Annotated in this window: 20 protein-coding genes; 10 read left to right on the top strand and 10 right to left on the bottom strand. The window is 70.3% G+C overall.

Annotation, left to right across the window (positions count from 1 at the left end; translation table 11 throughout):
• The first annotated feature begins 14 nt into the window (after positions 1-14).
• Entirely contained in the window at positions 15-1,187 is a 1,173-nt protein-coding gene (locus ACWEN0_RS03975; RefSeq protein WP_451968703.1) for an FAD-dependent monooxygenase, read from the top strand.
• Here the strand turns inward: ACWEN0_RS03975 and ACWEN0_RS03970 are convergent.
• From ACWEN0_RS03970 to ACWEN0_RS03950, 5 genes are read right to left on the bottom strand one after another with little or no spacing between them, the layout of a single operon-like run.
• The gene (locus ACWEN0_RS03970) at positions 1,184-2,014 is read right to left on the bottom strand and encodes a 5-oxoprolinase subunit C family protein (RefSeq protein WP_451968701.1); all 831 of its coding nucleotides are present in this window, start codon (positions 2,012-2,014) and stop codon (positions 1,184-1,186) included. The genes ACWEN0_RS03975 and ACWEN0_RS03970 overlap by 4 nt on opposite strands.
• Entirely contained in the window at positions 2,011-2,622 is a 612-nt protein-coding gene (locus ACWEN0_RS03965) for a 5-oxoprolinase subunit B family protein (RefSeq protein WP_451968700.1), read from the bottom strand. Before ACWEN0_RS03965 ends, ACWEN0_RS03970 begins: the two co-directional genes overlap by 4 nt.
• Positions 2,619-3,368 (bottom strand): LamB/YcsF family protein, encoded by a 750-nt coding sequence (locus ACWEN0_RS03960; RefSeq protein WP_451968698.1) that lies wholly within the window; start codon positions 3,366-3,368, stop codon positions 2,619-2,621. Before ACWEN0_RS03960 ends, ACWEN0_RS03965 begins: the two co-directional genes overlap by 4 nt.
• A gap of 1 nt (position 3,369) precedes the next feature.
• Positions 3,370-4,164: a putative hydro-lyase gene (locus tag ACWEN0_RS03955; protein WP_451968697.1), complete on the bottom strand. Its 795-nt coding sequence runs from the start codon at positions 4,162-4,164 to the stop codon at positions 3,370-3,372.
• A gap of 10 nt (positions 4,165-4,174) precedes the next feature.
• A complete protein-coding gene (locus tag ACWEN0_RS03950) occupies positions 4,175-5,419 on the bottom strand; it encodes an MFS transporter (RefSeq protein WP_451968695.1) in 1,245 nt (414 codons plus the stop codon).
• A gap of 113 nt (positions 5,420-5,532) precedes the next feature.
• Here ACWEN0_RS03950 and ACWEN0_RS03945 point away from each other — a divergent pair, with 113 nt between their 5' ends.
• Positions 5,533-6,252, top strand: a complete 720-nt coding sequence (locus ACWEN0_RS03945; RefSeq protein WP_451968694.1) for a GntR family transcriptional regulator — start codon at positions 5,533-5,535, stop codon at positions 6,250-6,252.
• Between the two features lie 104 nt (positions 6,253-6,356).
• Here the strand turns inward: ACWEN0_RS03945 and ACWEN0_RS03940 are convergent, their stop codons facing one another.
• From ACWEN0_RS03940 to ACWEN0_RS03920, 5 genes are all read right to left on the bottom strand, one after another.
• Positions 6,357-7,718: a ricin-type beta-trefoil lectin domain protein gene (locus ACWEN0_RS03940; RefSeq protein ID WP_451968693.1), complete on the bottom strand. Its 1,362-nt coding sequence runs from the start codon at positions 7,716-7,718 to the stop codon at positions 6,357-6,359.
• Positions 7,715-9,562 (bottom strand): ricin-type beta-trefoil lectin domain protein, encoded by a 1,848-nt coding sequence (locus ACWEN0_RS03935; protein ID WP_451968692.1) that lies wholly within the window; start codon positions 9,560-9,562, stop codon positions 7,715-7,717. Before ACWEN0_RS03935 ends, ACWEN0_RS03940 begins: the two co-directional genes overlap by 4 nt.
• On the bottom strand, positions 9,559-10,626 hold the full coding sequence (locus ACWEN0_RS03930; protein WP_451968691.1) for a ricin-type beta-trefoil lectin domain protein: 1,068 nt from the start codon (positions 10,624-10,626) through the stop codon (positions 9,559-9,561). Before ACWEN0_RS03930 ends, ACWEN0_RS03935 begins: the two co-directional genes overlap by 4 nt.
• 77 nt (positions 10,627-10,703) lie before the next feature.
• On the bottom strand, positions 10,704-11,933 hold the full coding sequence (locus ACWEN0_RS03925; RefSeq protein WP_451968690.1) for an RICIN domain-containing protein: 1,230 nt from the start codon (positions 11,931-11,933) through the stop codon (positions 10,704-10,706).
• 435 nt (positions 11,934-12,368) lie between these two features.
• Positions 12,369-13,598, bottom strand: coding sequence for an ROK family transcriptional regulator (locus ACWEN0_RS03920; RefSeq protein WP_451968688.1), 1,230 nt, complete (start codon positions 13,596-13,598; stop codon positions 12,369-12,371).
• Between the two features lie 133 nt (positions 13,599-13,731).
• Between ACWEN0_RS03920 and ACWEN0_RS03915 the strand changes: the two genes are divergently transcribed.
• From ACWEN0_RS03915 to ACWEN0_RS03880, 8 genes are all read left to right on the top strand, one after another.
• Positions 13,732-14,988 carry an ROK family transcriptional regulator gene (locus tag ACWEN0_RS03915; protein WP_451968686.1) on the top strand — a complete coding sequence of 419 codons (1,257 nt, stop codon included), beginning with the start codon at positions 13,732-13,734 and terminating at the stop codon, positions 14,986-14,988.
• 248 nt (positions 14,989-15,236) lie between these two features.
• On the top strand, positions 15,237-16,865 hold the full coding sequence (locus tag ACWEN0_RS03910; protein ID WP_451968684.1) for an ABC transporter substrate-binding protein: 1,629 nt from the start codon (positions 15,237-15,239) through the stop codon (positions 16,863-16,865).
• 78 nt (positions 16,866-16,943) lie between these two features.
• A complete protein-coding gene (locus ACWEN0_RS03905) occupies positions 16,944-17,951 on the top strand; it encodes an ABC transporter ATP-binding protein (protein WP_451969844.1) in 1,008 nt (335 codons plus the stop codon).
• A complete protein-coding gene (locus tag ACWEN0_RS03900; protein ID WP_451968683.1) occupies positions 17,948-18,928 on the top strand; it encodes an ABC transporter permease in 981 nt (326 codons plus the stop codon). The genes ACWEN0_RS03905 and ACWEN0_RS03900 overlap by 4 nt, the downstream gene beginning before the upstream one ends.
• 1 nt (position 18,929) lies before the next feature.
• Positions 18,930-19,913 carry an ABC transporter permease gene (locus ACWEN0_RS03895; RefSeq protein ID WP_451968681.1) on the top strand — a complete coding sequence of 328 codons (984 nt, stop codon included), beginning with the start codon at positions 18,930-18,932 and terminating at the stop codon, positions 19,911-19,913.
• Entirely contained in the window at positions 19,910-20,902 is a 993-nt protein-coding gene (locus ACWEN0_RS03890; RefSeq protein ID WP_451968679.1) for an ABC transporter ATP-binding protein, read from the top strand. The genes ACWEN0_RS03895 and ACWEN0_RS03890 overlap by 4 nt, the downstream gene beginning before the upstream one ends.
• Before the next feature lie 32 nt (positions 20,903-20,934).
• On the top strand, positions 20,935-22,338 hold the full coding sequence (locus ACWEN0_RS03885; protein ID WP_451968677.1) for a GH1 family beta-glucosidase: 1,404 nt from the start codon (positions 20,935-20,937) through the stop codon (positions 22,336-22,338).
• A gap of 79 nt (positions 22,339-22,417) precedes the next feature.
• Positions 22,418-23,980, top strand: a complete 1,563-nt coding sequence (locus ACWEN0_RS03880; RefSeq protein WP_451968675.1) for a phytoene desaturase family protein — start codon at positions 22,418-22,420, stop codon at positions 23,978-23,980.
• Positions 23,981-24,006 lie beyond the last annotated feature (26 nt).

Here is a 24,006-nt window from a genome sequence, read left to right as displayed (position 1 = left end):
ACGAGGGGGACACGGTGAGCGGAACCAAGGTGCTGGTGGCGGGAGCGAGCATCGCGGGGCCCGCGCTGGCCCACTGGCTGCACCGGCGGGGAGCCGAGGTGACCGTGGTGGAGCGGGCGCCCGGGCTGCGCCCCGGCGGGCAGGCGGTGGACGCGCGCGGGGTGGCCAGGGAGGTCATCCGGCGGATGGGGCTGGACGCGGCGGTGCGCGCGGCCCGGACCGAGACCGCCGGCGCGCACGTCGTGGACGCGGAGGGGCGGATCCTCGAGACCTTCAGCGCGGAGGACGACGGCGGCGACGGGTACATCGCGGAGATCGAGATCCTGCGCGGAGACCTGTCCCGGGTGCTGTACGACGACACCCGCGAAGGCGTCGAGTACGTCTTCGACGACCGGATCGCCGAGCTCACCCAGGACGAGGACGGCGTCGACGTGGTCTTCGCGAGCGGCGGGCGGCGGCGCTTCGACCTGGTGGTCGGGGCGGACGGGTTGCATTCGTCGCTGCGGGCGATGGTCTTCGGGCCGCGTGAGCGGTTCGTCCGTCACCTGGGGTCCGTGCTGGCCTTCTACAGCGTGCCCAACGAGTTCGGGCTGGAGCGCTGGATGCTCGACCACCAGGAGGGCGGGCGCTCCGCCGGCCTGCGGCCCCTCCCGGACGCCACCCGGGCGATGGCGATGCTGTCCTTCTCCGCGGCCGAGTTCGACGTCGACCACCGCGACATCGAAGCCCAGAAGCGCCTGCTGCGCGAGCGCATGGCCGGCTTCGGCTGGCTGACCCCGCGCATCCTCGCCCACCTCGACGACACCCCGGACTTCTACCTCGACCAGATCGCCCAGGTGGTGCTGGACCGCTGGTCGGACGGGCGGGTGGCGCTGCTCGGCGACGCGGCGTTCAGCTCGTCGCCGCTGTCCGGCGGCGGCACCGGGCTGGCCCTCGTCGGCGCATACCTGCTGGCCGGCGAACTCGCCGCCACCGGGTGGGACCCCAAGGCCGGGTTCACCGGGTACGAGCAGCGGATGCGCTCGTACGTCGAGGCCAACCAGGAGATCGGCCGGCTGCACGCGCGCATGCGCGACGGCGGCCCGGTCGAGGAGCCCGACATGGCGGTCCTCACCCCGCTGATCGAACGGGCGATCAACGGCGTCGAGCTGCCGGACTACGCCGGGGTGCCGGACTCCCGGGCCTAGGCGGCGCGGAACCGCACGGTCTGGCCGGGGCGCAGCTGGGCCGCGAGGTCGAGGTCGGCCTCGTCGACGACCGCGATCACCGGGTAGCCGCCCGTCGTCGGGCCGTCGGCGTGGAACAGGATCGGCCGGCCCGACGGCGGTACCTGCACCGATCCCGGCACGCACGCCTCGGACGGCAGTTCCCCGGACCGGGCACGGGACAGCGGCGGCCCGGTGAACCGGATGCCGACGCGGTCCGAGTCCGGCGACACCGTGTACACAGTGGACAGCAGTTCGTCCGGCGCGGCGAACCAGTCGCGCCGCGGTCCGGGCGTCACGCGCAGCACCGGCTCGGCCGGCAATGCCGCACGCGGCGCGAGGTCGGCCACCGGGAACGCGCCGGGTGCGCCGACCGGCAGCAGCATCCCGGCGGCCAGCGGAGGTGGGCCCAGCTTCCCGAGGGTGTCGGTGGAGCGCGAACCCAGCACCGGCGCCACGTCGATCCCGCCGCGCACCGCGACGTAGCAGCGCAAGCCCGCGGACGCCGTGCCCAGCACGAGCTCGTCGCCCGGCCACAGCGTGATCGGCGCGTTCATGCCGCCCGGCGACACCGGGCAGAGCGCGCCGGTGACCGCTACCGTCGTGACGCTCGACGCGCGCAGCACCAGGCCGCCGAGCGTGACCTCCAGCGCCGCCGCGTCGCCGGGGTTCCCGACGAGCCGGTTGGCCAGCTCGAACGACGCGCGGTCGGCGGCACCGGACCGGCCGACGCCGAGCGCCGCGTGCCCGGGCCGGCCGAGGTCCTGCACCGTCGCCGAGAACCCCGGCCGCACGACTTCGAGCTTCACGACGGCACCGCTTCGAAACGCACTCGCGTGCCCGGCGGCAGGAGGTTCGGCGGGTCGCGTTCGACGTCCCACACCGGCACGTCCGTCCGGCCGAGCAGCCGCCAGCCGCCCGGGGACGCGCTCGGGTAGACCGCGCTGTATTCCCCGGCGATCGCGACCGACCCCGCGGGGATGCGCGTCCGGGGCGTCGCGCGCCGGGAGACGTGCAGGGCCGGGTCCAATCCGGACAGGTACGCGAACCCGGGCGCGAACCCGCAGAACGCCGAGACGTACGAACCCGCGCTGTGCAAGGAAATCACCGAGTCCACCGAAAGACCCGCCTCGGCCGCGACGTCGGCCAGGTCCTCGCCGTCGTACACCACCGGGACCACCACCTCGCCCGCCTCCGCCACCGCACCATCCACAGGAGACACTTGACGCAGCACCGCGCCGAGCCGGTCCGCGTCCGTCACCGCGGGGTCGAACCGGACCAGCAGCGTCCGGGCCGCCGGGACCAGTTCCTCGACACCGTCCACCGACAACCGGGCCAGCGCCGCCTGGTACCCGAGCACGTCGTCCGGTTCCACGAGCAGCGCGCGGCGGCCGCACGGGAGCAGCCGCACGGTCATCCGGTGAACGCGCCCAGCTGCACGCCCGCTTCGGCCAGCGCCGCCTCGATCCGCCGCGCCAGCTCCACCGCGCCCGGCGTGTCCCCGTGCACGCACAGGGAATCCGGGCGGACGTCGAGCTTGCTGCCGTCCTCGGTGATGACGCCCCCGGTCGCCATCCCGACCGCGCGCTCGGCCACCAGGTCCGCGTCGTGCAGCACCGCGCCCGGTTTCTTGCGCGACACGAGCTTGCCGTCGGCGGTGTAGGCGCGGTCCGCGAACGCCTCCGCGTACGCCACCACGCCCGCCTTTTCCGCCTGCCGCTGCATTTCCGAGTTCGGCAGGCAGAGCAGCGCGAGCCCGGGGTCGTACCGGCGCAGGCCGTCGACGATCGCGGCGGCCTGCTCGGCGTCCACCGCCGCGGTGTTGTACAGCGCGCCGTGCGGCTTCACGTACGTCACGCGGCTGCCCGCCGCGCGGGCGAACGCGTCGAGCGCGCCGATCTGGTAGAGCACTTCGTTCGCCAGGTCGTTCGGCGCGATGTCGAGCGCGCGCCTGCCGAACCCGGCCAGGTCGTGGTACCCGACGTGCGCCCCGATCGCGACGCCGCGTTCGGCCGCCAGGTCGCAGACCCGCCGCATCACCGACGGGTCGCCGGCGTGGAAGCCGCACGCGACGTTCGCGCTGGTCACGATGTCCAGCATGGCTTCGTCGTCGCCCATCTTCCAGGCGCCGAAGCCCTCGCCGAGATCGCTGTTCAGATCCATTTCAGTCCACCCGGTATTCGCTGTCGAGCCGGTCCGTGATGAACATGTACCCCGGCGCGTGCGTGATCGCGAACGGGGGCCGGGACGCCATCAGCGCCGCCTGCGGGGTGACCCCGCAGGCCCAGAACACCGGGACGTCACCGGGTTCCGCGTCCACCGGATCCCCGAAGTCCGGCCGCGAAAGGTCTTCGATCCCCAGCGCGCGCGGATCGCCGACGTGCACCGGAGCGCCGTGGACGGCCGGCATCGCCCGCGTGATCCGGACGGCGTCGTCGACCCGGTCCTCCGGGATCTGCCGCATCGACACGACCATCGGCCCGAACAGCCGCCCGGCGGGCTCGCACTGCCGGTTCGTCACGTACATCGCGACGTTGCGGCCCTGGTCGACGTGCCGCAGCGGGACGCCCTCGGCGGCCAGTGCCGTCTCGAAGGTGAAGCTGCAGCCGATCGAGAAGGCGACCATGTCGCTGCGCCACAACCCGGTCGCGTCCGACACCTCGCCGGCCAGCACGCCGTTCTGCCAGATCCGGTAGCGCGGCAGGTCGGTGCGCAGGTCCGCGCCCTCGGCGAGCCGGGTGGCCGGGTCACCGGGGTCGGTGACGTCGAGCACCGGGCACGCCTGCGGGTTGCGGGTGCAGAACAGCAGGACGTCGTAGGCCCAGTCTTCGGGCACGGCGATCAGGTTGGTCTGCGTGAAGCCGTTGGCCCAGCCGGTGGTCGGCCGGGCGGTGCCGCGGCGGAACGCCTCGCGCGCCTGCGCGGGGGTGAACGTCGCGGGTTCGTCAAAGGTCGTCATGAGTTCCCCCTCAGTCGACGAGTTCGATGCCCCGGGTTTCCGGCAGGCCCAGCAGCGCGAGCACGGCGATGCCGTAGCCGAGCGCGCCGAACACGATCGCGCCGCCGGCGCCGAGGAAGCCCACGACGGTCGGGAAGATCGCGCCGACCGCGCGGCCGAAGTTGTACGTGAAGCCCTGTCCGGTCCCGCGCAGCGTCGTCGGGTACAGCTCGGCGAGGTACGCGCCGAAGCCGCTGAAGATCGCGGACATCGAGAAGCCGAGCGGGAAACCGAGGACGAGCACGAGCCCGTTGGCGCCCTTGGGGATCTGCGTGTACGCGACGATCAGCGCGGCCGAGAGCAGCGCGAACGTCAGGAAGGTCTTCTTGCGCCCCAGCAGGTCCGTGAGGTACCCGCCGCAGACGTACCCGACGAAGGCGCCGGTGATCAGGAACGCGAGGTACCCACCGGTGCCGATCACGGTCAGCTCGCGCGTCTTCTTCAGGTAGGACGGCAGCCACGTCGAGATCGTGTAGTAACCACCCTGGACGCCGGTGGCCAGCAGTGCGGCGAAGAACGTCGTGCGCAGCAGGTCGGCCTTGAAGATCTTGACGAGCGTGCCCTTCGGGCGTTCGGCCTTCAGGCGTTCTTCGGCGCGCGGCGCGTCCTTGACGCTCTTGCGGACCCACAGCACGAACAGGGCCGGGATGACGCCGGTCCAGAACATGATCCGCCAGGCCAGGTCGGGGCTCGCCAGGCTGAACACGACGGTGTAGACGATCACCGAGAGGCCCCAGCCGACCGCCCAGGCGCTCTGCACGAACGCCACGGTCCGGCCGCGGTAGCGGGCCTGCGAGTACTCGGCGACCAGCGCGGCACCGGCCGCCCACTCACCACCGAAGCCCAGGCCCTGCAGGGCGCGGAAGATCAGCAGTGTCTCGAAGTTCGGCGCGAACCCGCAGAGCACGGTGAAGATCGTGTACATCGCGATGGTGAGCTGCAGCGTGCGGACGCGGCCGATCCGGTCGGCCAGCATCCCCGCGCCGACACCGCCGACGGCCGACACGACCAGCGTCGTCGTGCCGAGCAGGCCGGCTTCACCGCTCGAAATGCCGAAGTACGCGGTGATCGCGGCCAGGCCGAGGGGCAGGGTCTGGTAGTCGAACGAGTCCAGGCCGTAGCCGCCGAACGCGCCCAGGAAGGCGCGCCGTCCGCGTTTGCCGAGCGTTCGGAACCAGTCGAACGGCCGGGCCTCGGTAGCTGTTGTCGCAGTCATGGGCACCTCCTGGCCAGTGTCTCATCGTGGCGTGACTCACACAGTAAGGATCGTTGAACAATTCCACAAGACGGCAATTGGATCGTCCTCAGTGTGACGGGTATCATCGGAGCGTGGTCATCGAAGACAGCGGGTCACCGGGCCTGGAGGCCGACCGCGGCCTCGTCAGCCGCAAGAGCACGGCCGAGCGGGTCGCCGGGGTGCTGCGCAAGCGCATCGCGGAGGGCTTCTTCCTGCCCGGCGGGCGCCTGTCGGAGCAGGACATCGGCAACGCGCTCGGCGTCTCGCGCAACACGCTCCGCGAGGCGTTCCGGCTGCTCACGCACGAGCGGCTGCTCGCCCACGAGCTCAACCGAGGCGTCTTCGTCCGCATCCCGAGCGTGGACGACGTCGTCGACATCTACCGCGTCCGCAAGATCATCGAGTGCGCGGCGGTCCGCGGGGTGACGGCGAGGCCCGCTTCGATCGCCCGGATCCGCGAGAAGGTCGAGATCGGCGACGAGGCCGCGCGCACCGGGAACTGGAAGGACCTCGGCACCGCGAACGTCTGGTTCCACCAGGAACTGGCGGCGCTGTCGGGCAGCGAGCGCGTCAACGAGCTGGTCGGCCGGCTGACCGCCGAGCTGCGGCTGGTCTTCCACATCATGGCCGAGCCGCGGCGCTTCCACGAGCGTTATCTGCCGCGCAACCACGAGATCCTGGACCGCCTCGAGGCGGGCGACGGCCCGGGCGCGGAGAAGCTGCTGATGAAGTACCTCGAAGACGCGGAGGAGCAGTTGGTCGGTGCGTACGCCGACCGCGCCGAGGCGGCCCGGGCCGCGATGTCCGAGTAGTGCCCGTTCGGGCATCGTCGCGGCTGGATAACCTCCTGAAAGCCGTGAATGCCACATTGAGGGACTTGAAGTCCCTCAATGTGGCATTCACGGACTTTCGGGGGTCAGCCGGCGTAGCGGGCGAAGATCCTCGTGAAGTCCCACGCCTGCTGGGAAACACCCGAACACGTGTCGTCGTTCGGGTAGCCGCCCGGGCAGGGGCGGTCGCGGTTGGCCGACCAGAACGTCAACCGGGCCAGGTGGTGCTGGTTCGCGTAGCCCAGGATCGTCGTGAAGTCGTTCAGGGTCACCGTCTCGTTGTTGTCCGTGATGCCGTTCATCGACGAGATGCCCATGTGCCGGTAGGCCGTGTCGTCGTCGTAGCCGTAAGCCGCCTTGACGACGTTCTTGAGGCCCTCGGCCGCACGCTGCGTGAGCGTGCCCATGTTCTGGCCGGCGCCGCCGAAGTCGAACGGCATGATGACCCAGCCGTCGACCGTGAGCCCGGACTGCGCCGCCCGGTTCACCAGGCTGTTGTCGGGTCCGGACTGCCCGGTGCCGAACGTGACGTAGATCTTGATGCCCGGGTTGTTCGCCCGGACCGTCTTAAGCGCGTCGACCGTGCGCTGCTGCACCGTCGGGTTGCTGTAGGCGTCGGCCTCGATGTCGATGTCGATCGCCTTGAGGCCGTAGGCGCTGATCACCTTCTGGTAGCCCGCCGCCAGCTCACCCGCGCTGCCGCACGAGGACTCCAGCTTGTTGCCCGAGTAGCCGCCGAACGACGGGATGACGTCGCCGCCGCCCGCGCGCACCGCGTTGATGGTGTTCTGGTCGACACCGCCGGTCAGCGCCCGGCCGCCGTCCCACTGCGGGTTGCAGTAGCCGTTGGACAGGATGAAGGCCAGCGTGAACCACTTGACACCGGTGGCGTTCTGGATCGTCTGCGGGCTCGGCGGGTTGCCCCAGCCGTTGTAGAGGTACGGCGCCACGGCCATCACACCCGGCCCGGACGGCGGCGGGGTGGTGCCGCCGGACGGGAGCGTCCACTGCTGGTTGGCCGTGCTCGCGCACGTCCAGATCTGCAGCCGCGTCCCGTTCGCGCTGGAGTTCCCGGTCGCGTCGAGGCATTTGCCCGAACCGGTGTTGACGAGGTTCTTCGCCGCGTTGGCCGTCCACTTCTGTGCGGCGGAGCCGTTGCAGTCCCAGAGCTGGATCTGCGTGCCGTCGGCCGTCCCCGCGCTCGTCACGTCGAGGCACTTGCCCAGCGCCTGCAGGGAACCGTCGGACCCGACCGTCCACTGTTGAGCGTTGGTGCCGTTGCAGTCGTAGAGCTGGATCGCCGTGCCGTTGGCGCTGCTCGCCGCGTTGACGTCGACGCACTTGCCGGCGATCCCGGTGATCGGGCCGGTCGCCGCCTGGGCCGCCCCGGGCAGGGCGACCATCGCGGACGCCGCGATCAGGGCCCCGAATGCTGCTCGTTTGTTCATGCGGGCACGTTCCACTTCTGGTTGGCGGCGCCGGTGCAGGTCCAGATCTGCAGCCGGGTGCCGTTCGCACTCGAGTTGCCGGTGGCGTCGACGCACTTGTTCGAGCCGGACCCGACGATGTCCTTGGCCGCGGTGGCCGCCCACCGCTGGTTGGCCGTCCCGCCGCAGTCCCACAGCTGCAGCTGTGCTCCGTCCGCGGTGGACTGACCGGTGACGTCGAGGCACTTGCCCAGCGCGCGGATCGTGCCGCCGGTGCCGACCGTCCACTGCTGCGCGCCCGAACCGTTGCAGTCGTAGAGCTGGACCGCCGTGCCGTTGGCGCTGTTGGCGCCCGCGACGTCCATGCACTTGCCGCCGATGCCGGTGATGGCGCCGGTCTTGCCGCCGCTGTTGCCCTGGTTGCCGGCCCAGGTGAACGTCGCCGACGTCTGGCCGGGCAGCGTGTAGGTGAACGACGAGTTGCCCCAGTTCACCCGCACGCTCTGGTTGGCCGTGCTGGAGTTGTACGCGATGAGCGCCTTCGAGCCGTCCGGGTTCTTCCAGGCGACGTTGCGGACCGTCGAGTTGTCGTTCGAGTCGATCCGGTACGCGCCCGGCTTCACGAACTTCGTCAGGTGGCCCATCGTGTAGTACTCGACGGTGTAGTCGACCTGCCCGCTGCGCGAGTCTCCGTTGTGGACGGTGATCAGGCCGGTGCAGGTGCCGCAGCCGCCGTTGTGCGGGCCCATGTTCTGGTCGACGGCGAGGCTCCACTTGGTGACGCTCTTCGACCAGTTGCGCGTGTAGTCGACGATGTTGTTCATGTCCTCGGCCTGCTGGTTCGAGATCCAGGTGCCCCCGGAGTGCTCGGTCGAGTAGGCGTTGACGTTCGGGTACTGGTTGTGCGTCGTCGTCTGCTGCGCGATGTCACCGCCGTACCCGTGCCAGGCGACGCCGCCGAAGTTCGGGTGGTTGCGGATCGCCGGGTCGTCCAGCGTCGGCGCGCCGTAGGACGCGTAGGTGTCCCAGTTCCAGTCGAGCGCGAGGACCTTTGTGGACAGTCCGGCGCCCTGCAGGGCCGGCAGCAGGTTGTTCTTCGCGAAGTACGCCAGCCCGGCGCCGTTCCAGTTGGTCGACGGGTAGCTCGAGCAGCACGTCGGCTCGTTCTGCATCGACACGTAGTCGATCGGCACGCCCGCGGCCTGGTAGGCCTGGAGGTACTTGACGAAGTACTGCGCGTACGCCGGGTAGTACTGCGACTGGACCCAGCCCAGCAGGTAGCTGTCGTTGTCCTTCATCCAGGGCGGCGCGCTCCACGGCGACGCCATCACCTTGGCCTGCGGGTTGAGCTGCTTGGCCTGCTTGGTCAGCGGCAGCACGTCCGCCTGGTCGTGGGCGATCGAGAAGTGCGTCAGGTTCGGGTCGGTCTGGCCGGCCGGCATGTCGTCGAAGGTGTAGCTGTAGCGCGCCAGGTCGGACGCGCCCAGCGGGTTGCGGATGAAGCTCAGCCCGATGCCATTGGTCGGGTCGAACAGCTTGCGCATCGTGTCGTCGCGGGTGGCCTGCGACAGCGCGCCGCTGGAGTTCATCAGCCAGGCCGCGGTGTCCGTGAAGGACGCTCCGCCGCCTTCGAACTGCTGGTACGTGGTGCCTTCGTTGACGTTGATGGTCACGCCGCCGGAACCGGTGCCCGAGGCGAAGGTGATCGGGGTCTGCTGCTGGAGACCGCGGGTGACCTGGCGGCCGCCGGAGTCGCTGGTGGTGGTGAGCCAGACGTTGACCGTCTCGCCCGCGGCCTGCGCGGGCGCGGCGAAGGTGGCCGCGGCGAGCGCGGTCACGCCGAGCAGCGTGAGCAGTTTCTTCATGGGAGCGTCCACTTCTGGTTCGCGCCGGACCCGCAGGTCCAGATCTGGAGGCGGGTGCCGTTCGCACTCGAGTTGCCGGTCGCGTCGAGGCACTTGCCGGACCCCGCGTTCACGAGGTTCCGCGACCCGTTGGCCGACCACTTCTGGGCGGTGCTGCCGTTGCAGTCCCAGAGCTGGATCGGCGTGCCGTTGGCGGTGCCGGCACTGGTGACGTCGAGGCACTTGCCGAGCGCTTTCACGGTGCCGTCGCTGCCGACCGTCCACTGCTGGGCGGTCGTGCCGTTGCAGTCGTAGAGCTGGACCGCCGTGCCGTTCGCGTTGTTCGCGCCCGCGACGTCGACGCACTTGCCGCCGAGGCCGGTGATCCGCCCGGCGTTCTGGGTGGGCGGCGTGGTGGTGCCGCCGGCGAACTGCGTCGCGACCTGCTCGCCGAGGCTCGTCGCGTTGGCGTGGTTCTCGATCGGGTTGACGTGCGTGTTCGGGAACACGATGTACGTGACCGGGCCCTCGGTGCCGCCATTGGACGGGTCGGGGTTGATGCCGAGGTTGACGGCGGTCGCGTAGGACGCTTCGCCGATGATGCTCGTCGGCCCGGTGTCACCGACCACGGCGTAGGTGACTTGGTTGTTGTAGATCACCGCCACGACGGAACCGCCGTCGATGCCGTAGTTGCGATAGTCCCAGGTGGACGTCGGCTGCGGCAGGACGATGTAGGGCAGTTGCGCCGCGTTCAGCGGCTGGTCGGCCGAGGTGTGGAACGCGGTGTCGGGGTAGAAGCAGCAGTCGGTCTGCTCGTTGCACTGCGAGGTGCGGACGCCGTCGCAGTCGATGTCCATGTCGGCCGTGAAGAACACGGCACCGTTGGCCTGGCAGACGGGCACGGTCGCCGCGCCGCCTTCGTCGAAGGAATATTTGCCGTTCGAGATCTGCTGGCAGTTCTGCGTCTTCGCGAGCAGCTGGCTCGCGGACGGACCTGCCTCGACGGCGGCTTGGGCGGAGCCGGTGGTCAGGGAAGAAAGCGCTAACAGGGCACACCCCATTAGCGCGACGAGAATTCGTCGCACTGGGATTCTCCTCGTGGGGAAAGGAAAGAGTGCCGGGTAGGCGGACCGGGCGGGGTCCGCCTACCCGAGGGGATCGATCAGGGCGTGGTCCACTTCTGGTTGGCCGTGCCGGCGCAGGTCCAGATCTGCAGCCGGGTGCCGTTCGCGCTGGAGTTGCCGGTGGCGTCGAGGCACTTGTTCGCGTTGGGGTTCACGATGTCGTTGGCGCCGGAGATCGCCCATTTCTGGGCGACGGTCCCGTTGCAGTCGTAGAGCTGCACCGGTGTCCCGTCCGCGGTGCCCGCGGCGCTGACGTCCATGCACTTGCCGAGCGCGCGGATCGTGCCGTCACTGGCGATCGTCCAGTTCTGCGCCGCGTTGTTGTTGCAGTCGGTGATCTGGATGGGCGTGCCGTTGGCGGTGTTCGCGCCCGCGACGTCGACGCACTTGCCGCCGATGCCGGTGATCCGCCCGGTCCGCCCGCTCGGCGGGGTGCCGCCGCCGGTGTCGGTCGTGACGTGCACGTAGTCGACGACCAGCTGCTGCGGGAACTGCGTGCTGCTGTTGGGGTCGCCGGGCCAGTACCCGCCGACGGCGAGGTTCAGGATGATGAAGAAGTTGTGGTCGTAGACCCAGCGGTTGCCGTTGAGGTCGGCGGGCGTGCGGGTCTGGTAGAGGTTCCCGTCGACGTACCACTTGATCTGGTTGGGCGACCAGTCGACGGCGTAGGTGTGGAAGTCGTCGGAGAAGTTCGGGCCGTTGTAGGCCGCGCCGATGCCGCCGGAGCCGGAGTAGCCCGGGCCGTGGATGGTGCCGTGGACGGTGTTCGGCTCGAAGCCGACGTTCTCCATGACGTCGATCTCGCCGTCGGTCGGCCAGTTGCCGCCGCCGAGCATCCAGAAGGCCGGCCACATGCCCTGCCCGCGCGGGAGCTTCATGCGGGTCTCGAAGTGGCCGTAGGCCTGGCTGAACTTGCCCGCCGTGTTCATCCGCGCGGAGGTGTACTCGCAGCGGCCGTACCAGCAGTTGTAGTTGCCCGGGTTTTCCTTCTTGGCGGTGATCACGAGGTGGCCCAGGCCGTCGAGCTGGGCGTTGTTGGTGCCCGACGTGTAGTACTGCCGCTCGTGGTTGTTGACGTTGTCCCCGGTCTCGAGCTGCCACTTCGACCCGTCGACGGCCGACCCGGCGGGGCCGTTGAAGTCGTCGGTGAAGGTGGCGGCGGCCTCGGCCACCGTGGGGGTCAGGACCTGCTGGCCGAGCAGGAGCAGGGCGCCGGCCGCCAGGAGTGCCGCTGTTCTTCTTCTGGCTCTGCGGAACGAGGTGGACATCGTTGTCGCCTCTCTCACCGTTGAGGGGAACGGCGTTCCGCGCGCAGCACGGAACGCGGGGAGGGGGAGGTGGCCTCGCATGCCGGGGCGGCGGCAGGCGCGACCGGTTCACCGTCACTCGCGCTCCGGGGCGGGGTGGGGTGCGGGCGGCGGCGGGCTTTGTTGTGCCTGGCAACAAAGTATGCATGGTCCAGACAAGCCGGGCAACCGTCGGGCGGTCATTTTTTTTCAACCCGAATTAAGGGTGAGGGGGTTACGGTGAGTGGTTCCCGCTGACCGGGGCACCTCCTTCCGGGCACCCCGAAGTCTGATTGTGACTACGGCCGGCAGGACCGCGTCAAGGCGGGAAAGCGTGCCTTGACCCGGTGCTGCCGGCCGTGTTCTGGCTTCGGATCGGGGTGCGGGAGGGGGGGTGTGGGTTCCGTCGTGGCTCTTCTAGGCCGCGTCGGAGTCCGGGGCTCCTGGTTTTGCGATCCTTGATGTCGCGCCCTGGTTCAGGAGGTCTGCTACCGGCAGGGTTGCCGCTCCTGTTGCCACTGCGTCCAGGCCCAGCGAACCCAGCTGGATCGATGTCTGGCTGAACGGATGCCTCAGCGCGTGCTCGCCCGCTGCTGTGCGGATGCGGGGTAGCAGTTGCTCGCCCAGGGCCAAGCCTGCCCAGCCGCCGATCACTATGCGCTCCGGGTTGAACAAGTTGATCAGGTTCGCTATCCCCGCGCCCAGGTAGCCTGCCGTTTCGTCCAGGACCCGGGCTGCCGTCTTCGACTTGCTCGCCGCCTCCAGCAGGGCCTTGAACCGGGCCTGCTCGTCCTCGCCCGGGACGTCCTTGCCCCTCGCCTTGCGGTACCGCGCCAGTACTCCGCCCGCGCCGATGTACGCCTCCAGGCAGCCCAGGGCGCCGCAACGGCACTGCTGACCGCCGTACGCGATCGTGGTGTGGCCCCACTCGCCCGCGCTGCTCGTCGAGCCCCGGTACGTCGTTCCGTCCGTGACGACCGCGGCTCCGACGCCCGAGCCGATCAGGGCGATCACCGCGTGGCGGGCGCCGCGGCCCGCGCCGAACCACATCTCCGCCTGGCCCTGCGTCTTCGCGCCGTTGTCGACGAACAACGGGAGCGAAACCCCCGCGTCCTGCAGCAGGGAGACCAGCGGGACCGCGTCCCAGCCCACCGTCGGTGCGTGGACCAGCACCCGCGAGCCCTGCTCGACCGTGCCCGGGACGCCGATGCCCACGCCGAGCACGCTCGCCTCGTCGAAGTCCGCGAACACCTCGCGCAGGCCGGACGTCACCTGCTCGACCGCCGTCGCCGGGTCCGGTGCCTTCGGGAGGGGGTGCTCGACCGTGGCGAGGCGGTTCATCGCCAGGTCGAACAGCTCCACCTTGACGCCCGTTTCGCCGATGTCGACGCCCGCGACGTGCCCGTACGCCGGGTCGACGCGCAGCAGGACCCGCGGCCGGCCGCCGTCCGATTCGACCTGGCCTGCCTCGGTGATGAGCCGTTCTTCGCCCAGTTCGGCCGTCACGTTGCTGACCGTGGCGGCGCTCAATCCGGTGAGCTGGCTGAGTTCGTGACGCGACAGCGGCCCGTCGAAGTACAGTTTCGAAAGCAGCAGGGAACGGTTGTGCCGCCGCAGATCGCGGACGGTGGTGCGCTTGCTCGCCATGGGCAACCCATCTGGAACTCTTACCGGCTCACGACCAGCATGCCTGATCACCGTAAGTTGTGGCTATGTATTAAGTGGTGAACTAAGTCCCGAACTCATGGTCGCACGGGTGGTGTCTGGCACAATCCCCCAGGTGACCCAGGTGGTGCGCCAAACGACCAGAGACCTCCGACGGCACAACCGCGCTGCACTCCTGTCCTCCCTCTACCTCCGCGGGCCCGTCAGCAGGCTGGAACTGGTAGCTGAATCGGGATTGTCGGCCGCCACCGTTACCAACGTCGTCTCCGAGCTCATCGCGGACGGCGTCGTCGCGGAGGCGGGCTCGGTCGAATCCGACGGCGGGCGGCCCCGGACACTGCTGGCCGTGCGGCCCGACTTCGGGCAGGTCGTGGGTGTGGACGTCAGCGAGACGCACGTCGAGGTCGGCCTGTTCGACTGCGCGCTCGGCACCCTCGGCACGGTGCGCCACCCGCTCGTCGGGACCCGCCTCGATCAGGACGAAGTGGCCGGATTGGTGCGAACCGGCATCGCGGAAGTGTGCGAAGGCGGCGAACCGGGCGCGGTGTTCGGCGTCGGCATCGGCGTGCCCGGCGCGGTCCGCGACGGCGGGATCGTGCACGCGCCGACGCTCGGCTGGAGCGGCGTGGCCTTCGCCGAGCTGATCCACCCGCACATCGAAGCGCTGTTCCCGCCGGGGCCGGGCCCCGAACCCCGGCCCGGGGACAAATCCCCCTGGACCCCCCGAAAGATGCCGTTGCACCTCGACAACCGCGCCCGCACACTCGGCCAGGTCGAGACCTGGCGCGGGGCCGGCCGGGGCGCCGAACGCGCCATCGTCGTCCTGCTCGGCGTCGGCGTCGGGGCCGCCGTCGCGACGGCGGGGCGCTCGCACCCGGACATCACCACCAGCGAGTGGGGCCACACCGTCGTCAAGGCGGCCGGCGCGGCCTGCCGCTGCGGCTCCCACGGCTGCCTGGAGGCCTACGTCGGTACCGAGGCGGTCGTCCGGCGCTACGCCGACCGCGTCGGCAAGGAACCGGTCATCGGGGACGAAAGCGACGAAGAGCTGGCCCGGATCGTGGCCGAAGCGACGACCGGGGGGCCCGCCGCCGACGTGCTCGCCGAGACCGGCGAGTACCTCGGCATCGGCATCGCGAACCTGATCAACCTGCTCAGCCCGGACCGGGTCGTGCTCTCCGGGTCCGCGGGGGCGATCATGGGACCGGCGATCCTGCCCGCCGTGCGCGACGCGGTCGGCCGGCACGCGCTCGGCTACCTGGCGGAGCGCACCGAGGTCGTCCTCGGGCGGCTCGGGCCCGAGGCGGTCGCGCTCGGCGCGGCGACCCTGCCCATCGCGCAACTGCTGGCGAGCGGGGGCCGGACCGGCTGAAACCCTTGCGCCGCAAGGAGTAGTTCCGGCCAGAGGTCCAGACCGACAGTTCTTTCAGTACTTAAACTTAGGCACAAAAAGTTACCACCGCGTTATTGACGTGACCCGAGTCACCCGGGTTGACTTCGGGGCGTCGTTCGGTCGCCGGCGGTCGGGGCCTCGCTACCAGTCGACAGCAAGAAGTCGTCGATGACCAGGAGGAACCGATGCGAGTCAAGCGCTCCATCGTCGCAGCGCTAGTGGCAGTGATGGCCCTGGGGGGCCTGACCGCGTGTTCGGGCGGCAGCTCGACCGCTGCGCAGGGCAACCCGGACCAGGTGCTCAACGTGGGCAAGCCCGACGGCCCGCAGTCGGAGAACAACAACCCGTTCCTCGAGACGTCCGCCCTGTCGAACATGGGCTACCGGTGGATGATCTACGAGCCCCTGGTCATGCTCAACCGCGTCAAGCCGCAGGAGCCCGGCAAGCCGTGGCTCGCGACGAAGTGGGACTGGTCGGACAACTACAAGAAGCTCGTCCTGACCGTCCGTGACGGCGTCAAGTTCTCCGACGGCCAGCCGATGACCGGCGACGACGTCGCCTACACGTTCCAGCTGCTGCGCGACAACAAGGCGCTGAACATCGACGCCGTGCCGTACAAGGACGTCACCGCCGCCGGCAACCAGGTGACGCTGGCGTTCGACACCTCCCAGTTCGTCAACCAGGTCAAGATCCTGCAGACGCTCGTCGTGCCCAAGCACGTCTGGCAGTCGGTCAAGGACCCGGCGCTCGACCTGGTGAAGAACCCGATCGGCACCGGCCCGTACACGCTCAAGTCGTTCACGCCGCAGACGATGATCGTTACCCGGCGCGACAGCGGCTACTGGCAGGAAGCGCCGAAGGTCAAGGAGATCCGCTACACCTCCTACACCGACAACAACGCGCAGGTCGCCGCGCTCGTCAGCGGGGCCTCGGAGTGGAGCTTCGTCTTCATCCCGAACTACAAGGCCGTCTACACCAGCAAGGACCCGCAGCACTACAAGCTCTGGTTCCCCGCGCAGCTGGCCGTCCACGGCCTGTGGTTCAACACCGAGAAGGCGCCGTGGAACGACGCGAAGCTGCGTCAGGCGGTCAGCAGGGTGATCAACCGCGACGACATCTTCAACCAGGGCGAGGCCGGCTACTTCTACCCGAAGAACGACCAGGTCACCGGCATCCCGACGCCGGCGGGCGACCCGTTCATCGCGCCGGAGTACAAGGGCAAGACGGTCCAGGTCGACGTCCCGGGCGCCAAGGCTCTGCTGACCGGAGCGGGCTACAAGTTCACCGGCGACAAGCTGACGGACCCGAGCGGCAAGCCGGTCACCCTCAAGCTCACGGTCCCGTCGGGCTGGTCGGACTACATCACCGACCTGGAGATCATCAAGGACAACCTGGCGCAGATCGGCATCACCGCCACAGTCGACAAGATGAACCAGGACGCGTGGACGAAGTCGGTCGACACCGGTGACTTCGAGGGCCTGATGCACTGGACCAACGACGGTGCGACGCCGTACGACATGTACCGCGACGTGATGGACGGCAACCGCTACAAGCCGACCGGTCAGGGTGGCATCAACGGCAACTACGGCCGCTTCAAGAACGACGAGGCGACCAAGGCGCTCGAGACGTACGCCAACGCCGAGGACGACGCCTCCCGCACCGCCGCCATGGCGACGCTGCAGAAGATCATGATCGACCAGCAGCCGATGGTCCCGACCTCGGCGGCCAACTCGGGCGGCGAGTACAGCACGAAGAACTGGGTCGGCTGGCCGGACGACGCCAACCCGTACGGCCCGGCGCAGCCCACGCTGCGCAACGCGCTCGACATCGTCCTGCACCTGAAGCCCGCGGCCTGATCGATGGCGGAGTCCGTGGCAACGACCGAGCAGTCCCCCTCCGACCCCGTCGCCGTCGGGTCGGAGGGGGACCTCCCCGTGGTCCTCGAGGCCGCGGGCCTCACCAAGCACTTCCCCGTACGACGGCGCGGGCGCGCGGCGCTCACCGGCCCGCGACGCGCCGTCCAGGCCGTGGACGACGTCACCTTGACGCTCCGGCGGGGCCGCGTCACCGCGCTCGTCGGCGAGTCGGGGTCGGGCAAGTCGACCGTCGCGCGGCTGCTCGCGGGGCTCTACCCGCGGACCGCCGGTGACATCCGGCTGCACGGCGAGGCCGTGAACATCAAGCACGGCAAGGCCTTCCGCGCCTACGCCCGCCGGGTCCAGATGATCTTCCAGGACCCGTTCGCGTCGCTGAACCCCGTGCACACCGTGCGCTACCACCTGACGCGCGCGCTGAAGATCCACGGCCGCGAGGGTGACGACCTCGAAAAGTCGTTGCACGACCTGCTTTCGCGCGTGCAGATGACGCCGCCCGAGCGGTACATCGACAAGTTCCCGCACGAGCTGTCGGGCGGGCAGCGCCAGCGCGTCGCGATCGCGCGGGCGCTCGGCGCCGACCCGGAGGCCCTGCTGGCCGACGAGCCGGTGTCCATGTTGGACGTTTCCATCCGGCTCGGCGTGCTGAACCTGCTGCGGGACCTCAAGGAGCGCCTGCACCTCGCGATCCTCTACATCACGCACGACATCGCGTCGGCGCGGTACTTCGCCGACGAGACGATGGTGATGTACGCGGGCCGCATGGTCGAGGGCGGCGACAGCGAGACCATCACGCAGCGGCCGGCGCACCCGTACACCCGGCTGCTGATCGAGTCCGCGCCCGACCCGGACCGGCTGACCGCGGGCGCCGATCCCGCCGACGTCCCGGCCGAGCGCGGAGCCGGCGAGCCGCCGAGCCTGATCGACCCGCCGTCCGGCTGCCGGTTCCACCCGCGGTGCCCGGTCGCGATGGAGCGGTGCAAGACCGACCTGCCGCCGCGGTTCGACGTCGACGACGCGCCCGGCCACTGGGCGGCGTGCTGGCTGTACGACGGGGCCGCCCGATGAGGTACCTGCTGCAACGGCTCGTCTTCTACGTCTTCACGGCGTGGGCCGCCGTCACCATCAACTTCTTCATCCCGCGGCTGATCCCGGGCGACCCGGTCCAGTCGCTGATCGCGAAGAACCAGGGCATGATCAGCGCGGACGCGATCCAGTCGCTGTACGTCCTGTTCGGACTCGACAAGAACGAAAGCCTGATCTCCCAGTACTTCGACTACTGGGGCCAGCTCTTCCGGGGCGACCTCGGGATCTCGTTCACGTTCTTCCCGACGCCGGTGTCCGACCTGCTGAGCGACAGCCTGCCGTGGACGATCATCCTGGTCGGCATCACCACGATCATCGGCTTCGCGCTCGGCACCGGGCTCGGCGTGGTCGCCGGCTGGAAGCGCGGCTCGTGGGTCGACGGCCTGCTCCCGGTGACGACGTTCCTCTCGTCGATCCCGTACTTCTGGCTCGGCCTGATCGCGCTGACGCTGCTGGCCGGGCCGGGGAGCTTCTTCCCGTCGTCCGGCGGCTTCGACCCGGGCCTGGTGCCCGGCTGGGACGGCGGCTTCATCGGCAGCGCGATCCAGCACGGCCTGCTGCCCGCGATCACCATCCTGATCAGCTCGATGGGCAGCTGGATCCTGGGCATGCGCAACATGATGGTCACCGTCGCGTCGGAGGACTACGTCACCGTCGCGCACGCCAAGGGCCTGCCCGAACGCCGGGTGATGGTCGGGTACGCCGCCCGCAACGCGTTGCTGCCCAGCGTGTCCGGCTTCGCGCTGGCCCTCGGGTTCATCGTCGGTGGCACGCTGCTCGTGGAGATCGTCTTCTCCTACCCGGGGGTCGGCTACCAGCTGTTCCAGGCCGTCGGCTCGCAGGACTACCCGCTGATGCAGGGCATCTTCCTGATCATCACGCTGTCGGTGCTGGTGGCGAACCTGTTCGCCGACGTCGCGTACCTCGCGCTCGACCCGCGCACCCGGAAGGAGGGCTGACATGGCCGTACCCGCGGCGGACGTCAAAGCCGCCCAGGCCCTCCCCGTCGACGCGGTCGCCCGCCGGCGCCGCTTCCGCTTCCTCACCGGCGGCAAGACGGCCACCGGCCTCGGCGTGATCGTCTTCTTCGTCGTGATCGCGGTCATCGGGGACTGGATCGCGCCGTACGACCCGTCGGCCCGCAGCAACGACCTGCTGGAGTCGCCCTCGGGGCGGCACTGGTTCGGCACCACCCACCTCGGCCAGGACATCTTCAGTCAGGTCGTGGTCGGCACGCGCAGCGTCATGCTCGTCGGGCTGACCGCGGGGATCGTGGCGACGATCCTCGCGGTGATCGTCGGCGTGACGTCCGGGTACCTGGGCGGTACCCCGGGCGAAGGCCTGTCCGCGCTGTCCAACGTGTTCCTGGTGATCCCGGCGCTGCCGCTGATCATCATCATCGGCAGCGCGGTCCCGACCGGCGGTGACTACCTGGTGGCGGTGATCATCGGGTTCACGTCCTGGGCGTGGGGCGCGCGAGTCCTGAGAGCACAGACGCTTTCGTTGCGCGGCCGGGAGTACGTCGAAGCGGCCCGGGCCACCGGCGAGTCGACGTGGCGGATCATCTTCTTCGAGATCCTGCCGAACCTGACCGCGGTGATCGCGTCGAGCTTCGTCGGCACGGTGATCTTCGCCGTGATGTCGGAGATCACGCTCGCGTTCGTCGGCGTCTCGGGACTGTCCAACTGGAACTGGGGCACGATCCTGTTCTGGGCGCAGAGCCAGCAGGCCCTCGCGCAGGGCGCGTGGTGGTGGTTCGTGCCCGCCGGCTTGGCGATCGCGCTCCTCGGCACCGCGTTGTCCCTGCTCAACTTCGGCATCGACGAGTTCGTCAGCCCGCGCCTGCGCGGCAGCGGCAAGGCACGCGTCAAGGGCGCCGACGGACGGACGCATCGCATGCGCGTGGGCTTCACGCCCGTGCTCGGGCGGGAGGAACAGCCATGATGGACCCGGTCCTGGAGATCAAGGGCCTGGACGTCGACTACGGCGTCGGCGACGAGGCCGTGCGCGCGGTCCGGGACGTGCACCTGACGCTGCACCGCGGCGAAGTCCTCGGCCTGGCCGGGGAAAGCGGCAGCGGGAAGTCCACGTTGGCCTACGGGCTGACGCGGCTGCTCGCGCCGCCGGGCGTGATCCGCGGCGGCCAGGTGCTCTACCACCCCGCCGACGGCGAGCCCTACGACGTCCTGAAGCTGACGGACAGGCAGCTGCGGGACTTCCGCTGGGCCGAAACGTCCATTGTGTTCCAGGGCGCGATGAACTCGCTGAACCCGGTGCACAAGGTCGTCACGCAGCTGGTCGACGTCATCAAGGCGCACGAGCCGAAGTCGACCCGCGCGGGCCGGGTGGCGCGGGCGCGGGACCTGCTCAAGCTGGTCGGGATTTCGGCCGACCGGCTGGAGTCCTACCCGCACCAGCTCTCCGGCGGCATGCGCCAGCGCGTGATGATCGCGATGGCGCTCGCGCTCGAACCGCGGGTCGTCATCATGGACGAGCCGACCACCGCGCTCGACGTCGTCATGCAGCGCCAGATCCTCGGCCAGCTCGTCGAACTGCGCGAGCGGCTGGGCTTCTCGGTCCTGTTCATCACGCACGACCTTTCGCTGCTGGTGGAGTTTTCGGACCGGATCGCGATCATGTACGGCGGCCGGATCGTCGAGCAGGCGCCGGCGGCCGACCTCTACCGGGACGCGCTGCACCCGTACAGCCACGGCCTGCTGAACTCGTTCCCCGCGCTGCGCGGTCCGCGTCGCGAGCTCGCGGGGATCCCGGGTTCGCCCCCGGACACGCGGGGGATGCCGGCCGGCTGCGCGTTCCACCCGCGGTGCCCCAAGGCTTTCGAGCCGTGTGACGACCGGGTGCCGCTGCTCGGCACGCCCGGCGACCCGGCGCGCGAAGTGGCGTGCTGGCTGCACCCCGTCGCCACTCCCTGAACGCCATCCGGTCCACTTGGAGGAGACCTGCCTTGACCGAGACCACAGCCGCGACCGCCGAACAGCAGGCGCTGATCGACACCCTGCCGCCGGACTTCCGCTGGGGCGTGGCCACCGCCGCGTACCAGATCGAAGGCGCGGTCGCGGAAGACGGGCGCACTCCGTCCATTTGGGACACCTTCTGCCAGGTCCCGTGGGCGATCGACAACAACGACACCGGGGACGTGGCGTGCGACCACTACCACCGGATGCCGGAGGACGTCGCGCTGGTCGGCGAGCTGGGCGCGGACACCTACCGGTTTTCCGTGGCGTGGCCCCGGGTCCAGCCGCGCGGCCGCGGCGGCGTCAACGAGGCGGGCATCGGCTTCTACGAGCGGCTGGTGGACGAGACGCTCGAGCGCGGGATCACGCCGTGGCTGACGCTGTACCACTGGGACCTGCCGCAGGAGCTGGAGGACGCGGGCGGCTGGCCGGCGCGGGACACGGCCTACCGGTTCGCGGACTACGCGATGCTGGTGTTCGACCGGCTGTCCGACCGGGTCCGGCACTGGACGACGCTGAACGAGCCGTGGTGCTCGGCGATGCACGGGTACGTCCACGGCGTGATGGCGCCGGGCCGGCGTGACTACGCGGCGGGGCTGCACGCGGTGCACCACCTGCTGCTGGGCCACGGCCTCGCGACGCAGCGGATGCGCGAGGCCGCACCGGCGGACACGCAGTTCGGCATCACGCTCAACATGTGCACGGCCGACCCGGCGACGGACTCGCCCGAGGACGTCCGCGCGGCGCGCCAGGCGGACGGCCTGGGCGTCCGGATCTACCTGGACCCGCTGGTGCACGGCCGTTACCCGGCGGACGTGGTGGACGACCTGGCGTCGCGCGGGGTGAAGCTGCCGGTCCAGGACGGCGACCTGTCGATCATTTCGACGCCGCTGGACTTCCTGGGCGTCAACTACTACTTCGGCCAGCAGTTCTCGGGCGTCGACGAGACGGGCCGGACCGTCGACGACGACGGCGTCCCGGCGTCGCGCGTGGTGCCGTTCGGCGAGCCGACGACGGCGATGGGCTGGGAGATCCTGCCGGCGAAGTTCACCGAGCTGCTGACCCGCCTCGGCCGCGACTACCCGGGCCTCCCGATGTACATCACGGAGAACGGCTCGGCGTTCGACGACGACCCGGACTCGTCGGGCTTCGTCCGCGACGAGCAGCGAACGGCGTACTTCGCTTCCCACATCGCCGCGGTGGCGGCGGCCCGCCAGGCGGGCGCGGACGTCCGGGGCTACTTCGCCTGGTCCCTTTTGGACAACTTCGAATGGGCGTACGGCTACGCGAAGCGGTTCGGCCTGGTCCGGGTGGACTACGAGACGCAGCAACGCACGATCAAGCAGAGCGGCTACTTCTACCGCGACACCGTCCGCCGGGTCCGCGGCGGCTGACGACCTCCGGCAGGTGCCCGGCCACCGTGGGACCGTGGTCCCTGGTGGCCGGGACCCACCACCCGCACAATCGGGGACCATGGACGCATGGGACGCGGTGATCGTCGGGAGCGGGCACAACGCGCTCGTCGCGGGGGCTTTCCTGGCCCGGGACGGCTGGCGGGTGCTCGTGCTGGAGGAGCGCGACCGGCCCGGCGGGCTCGTCCGGACCGAGGAACTGACCCTGCCCGGGTTCAAGCACGACGTCTTCGCGTCGGCGCACCCGCTGTTCACCGCCGGTCCGGCGTACGCCGCGCTCGCGCCGGACCTCGCCGAGCTCGGGCTCGAGTACCGGCAGCCGCGGTACTGGTCCGGGGTCGCGACGCCCGAGGGCAGCGCCGTGCTTTCCACGAACCCGGAGGAGAACCTCGCCGAGGCGGAGCGGCTCGGCGACGGCCCGGCGTTCGCCAAGCTGCTCAAGGACTTCGAGCCGCACGTCGAGCCCGTGTTCGGGCTGCTCGGCGCCGAGCTGAGCAGTGCCGAGTCCACGCGGACGATCAAGCGGCTCTTCTCGGGACGCCACGGTCTGTCCGACTTCGCGCACCTCTTCACGCTGACCGCGCGGGACCTGCTGACCGAGACCTTCACCTCGCCCGTGCTGCGCGCCGCGCTCGCGCCGTGGGCGCTGCACCTCGGCCGCGGCCCGGACGAGGTCAACAGCGGTCTGTGGGTGCTGCTGTGCCAGGTCGCGCTCAGCACGGCCGGGATGCCGACACCCGCGGGCGGCAGCGAACGGCTCGTCCAGGCGCTCGCCGAGCTGGTCACCCGGCACGGCGGCACCGTGCGCACGGAAGCGCGCGTCGAAAAAGTGCTGGTCAAGGACGGCCGGGCCCGCGGCGTGCGGCTGGCGGACGGCGAGGTCGTCCACGCGCGGCGGGCGGTGCTGGCGTCGGTCAACCCCGACCAGCTGTACCTCGAGCTGCTCGCCGACGAGCCGTCCGCGGTGCCGCCGCGGATCCGCGCGCAGGCCGGTCGGTTCCGCTACGGCCGGGGGTGCTTCGTGCTGCACCTCGCGTTGTCCGAGCCGCCGCGGTTCGCCGACGAACGGCTGAACAGCGCCGGCGAGCCACACCTGAGCGGCGGCCTGGACGCGCTTTCGCGGTCGGTCAACGAAGCCACGCGCGGCCTGCTGCCCGCGGAACCGACCATCGCGTTCGACGTTCCGTCCAATGTAGACAGTTCACGCGCGCCGTCGGGCCGGGCCACCGCGCGGCTGCAGCTGCTCGACGTCCCGACGCACCCGCGTGGCGACGCGGCCGGCGAGATCGAGGCCGACGGCTGGACCACGGCCGTCAAGCAGGCGTTCGCGGACCGCGTCCTGGCGCAGGTCGCGCGGTACGCGCCGAACGTGCCGGGCAGCGTCCTCGGCATGCACGTCGTGGCGCCGGACGACCTCGCGCGCGCCAACCGCAACTGCGGCCCGGGCGACCCGTTCGGCGGCAGCCACGACCTGGCCCAGAGCTACCTGTTCCGGCCGCTGCCGGGGCAGCCGTCGCACGAGACGCCGGTGCCGGGCCTGTGGATGCTCGGCGCGGCGACCTGGCCCGGGCACGGCGTCAACGGCGCGTCCGGCTACATCGTGGCCCGCTCGTTGCTCACCTGATGGAGGTGGGGCCTGCCCCACCGCGC

Source organism: Amycolatopsis sp. NPDC004378, from assembly GCF_053602455.1.
The sequence above is the reverse complement of the archived record's forward strand: the minus strand, read 5'-3'. Positions and strand labels throughout refer to the sequence as shown.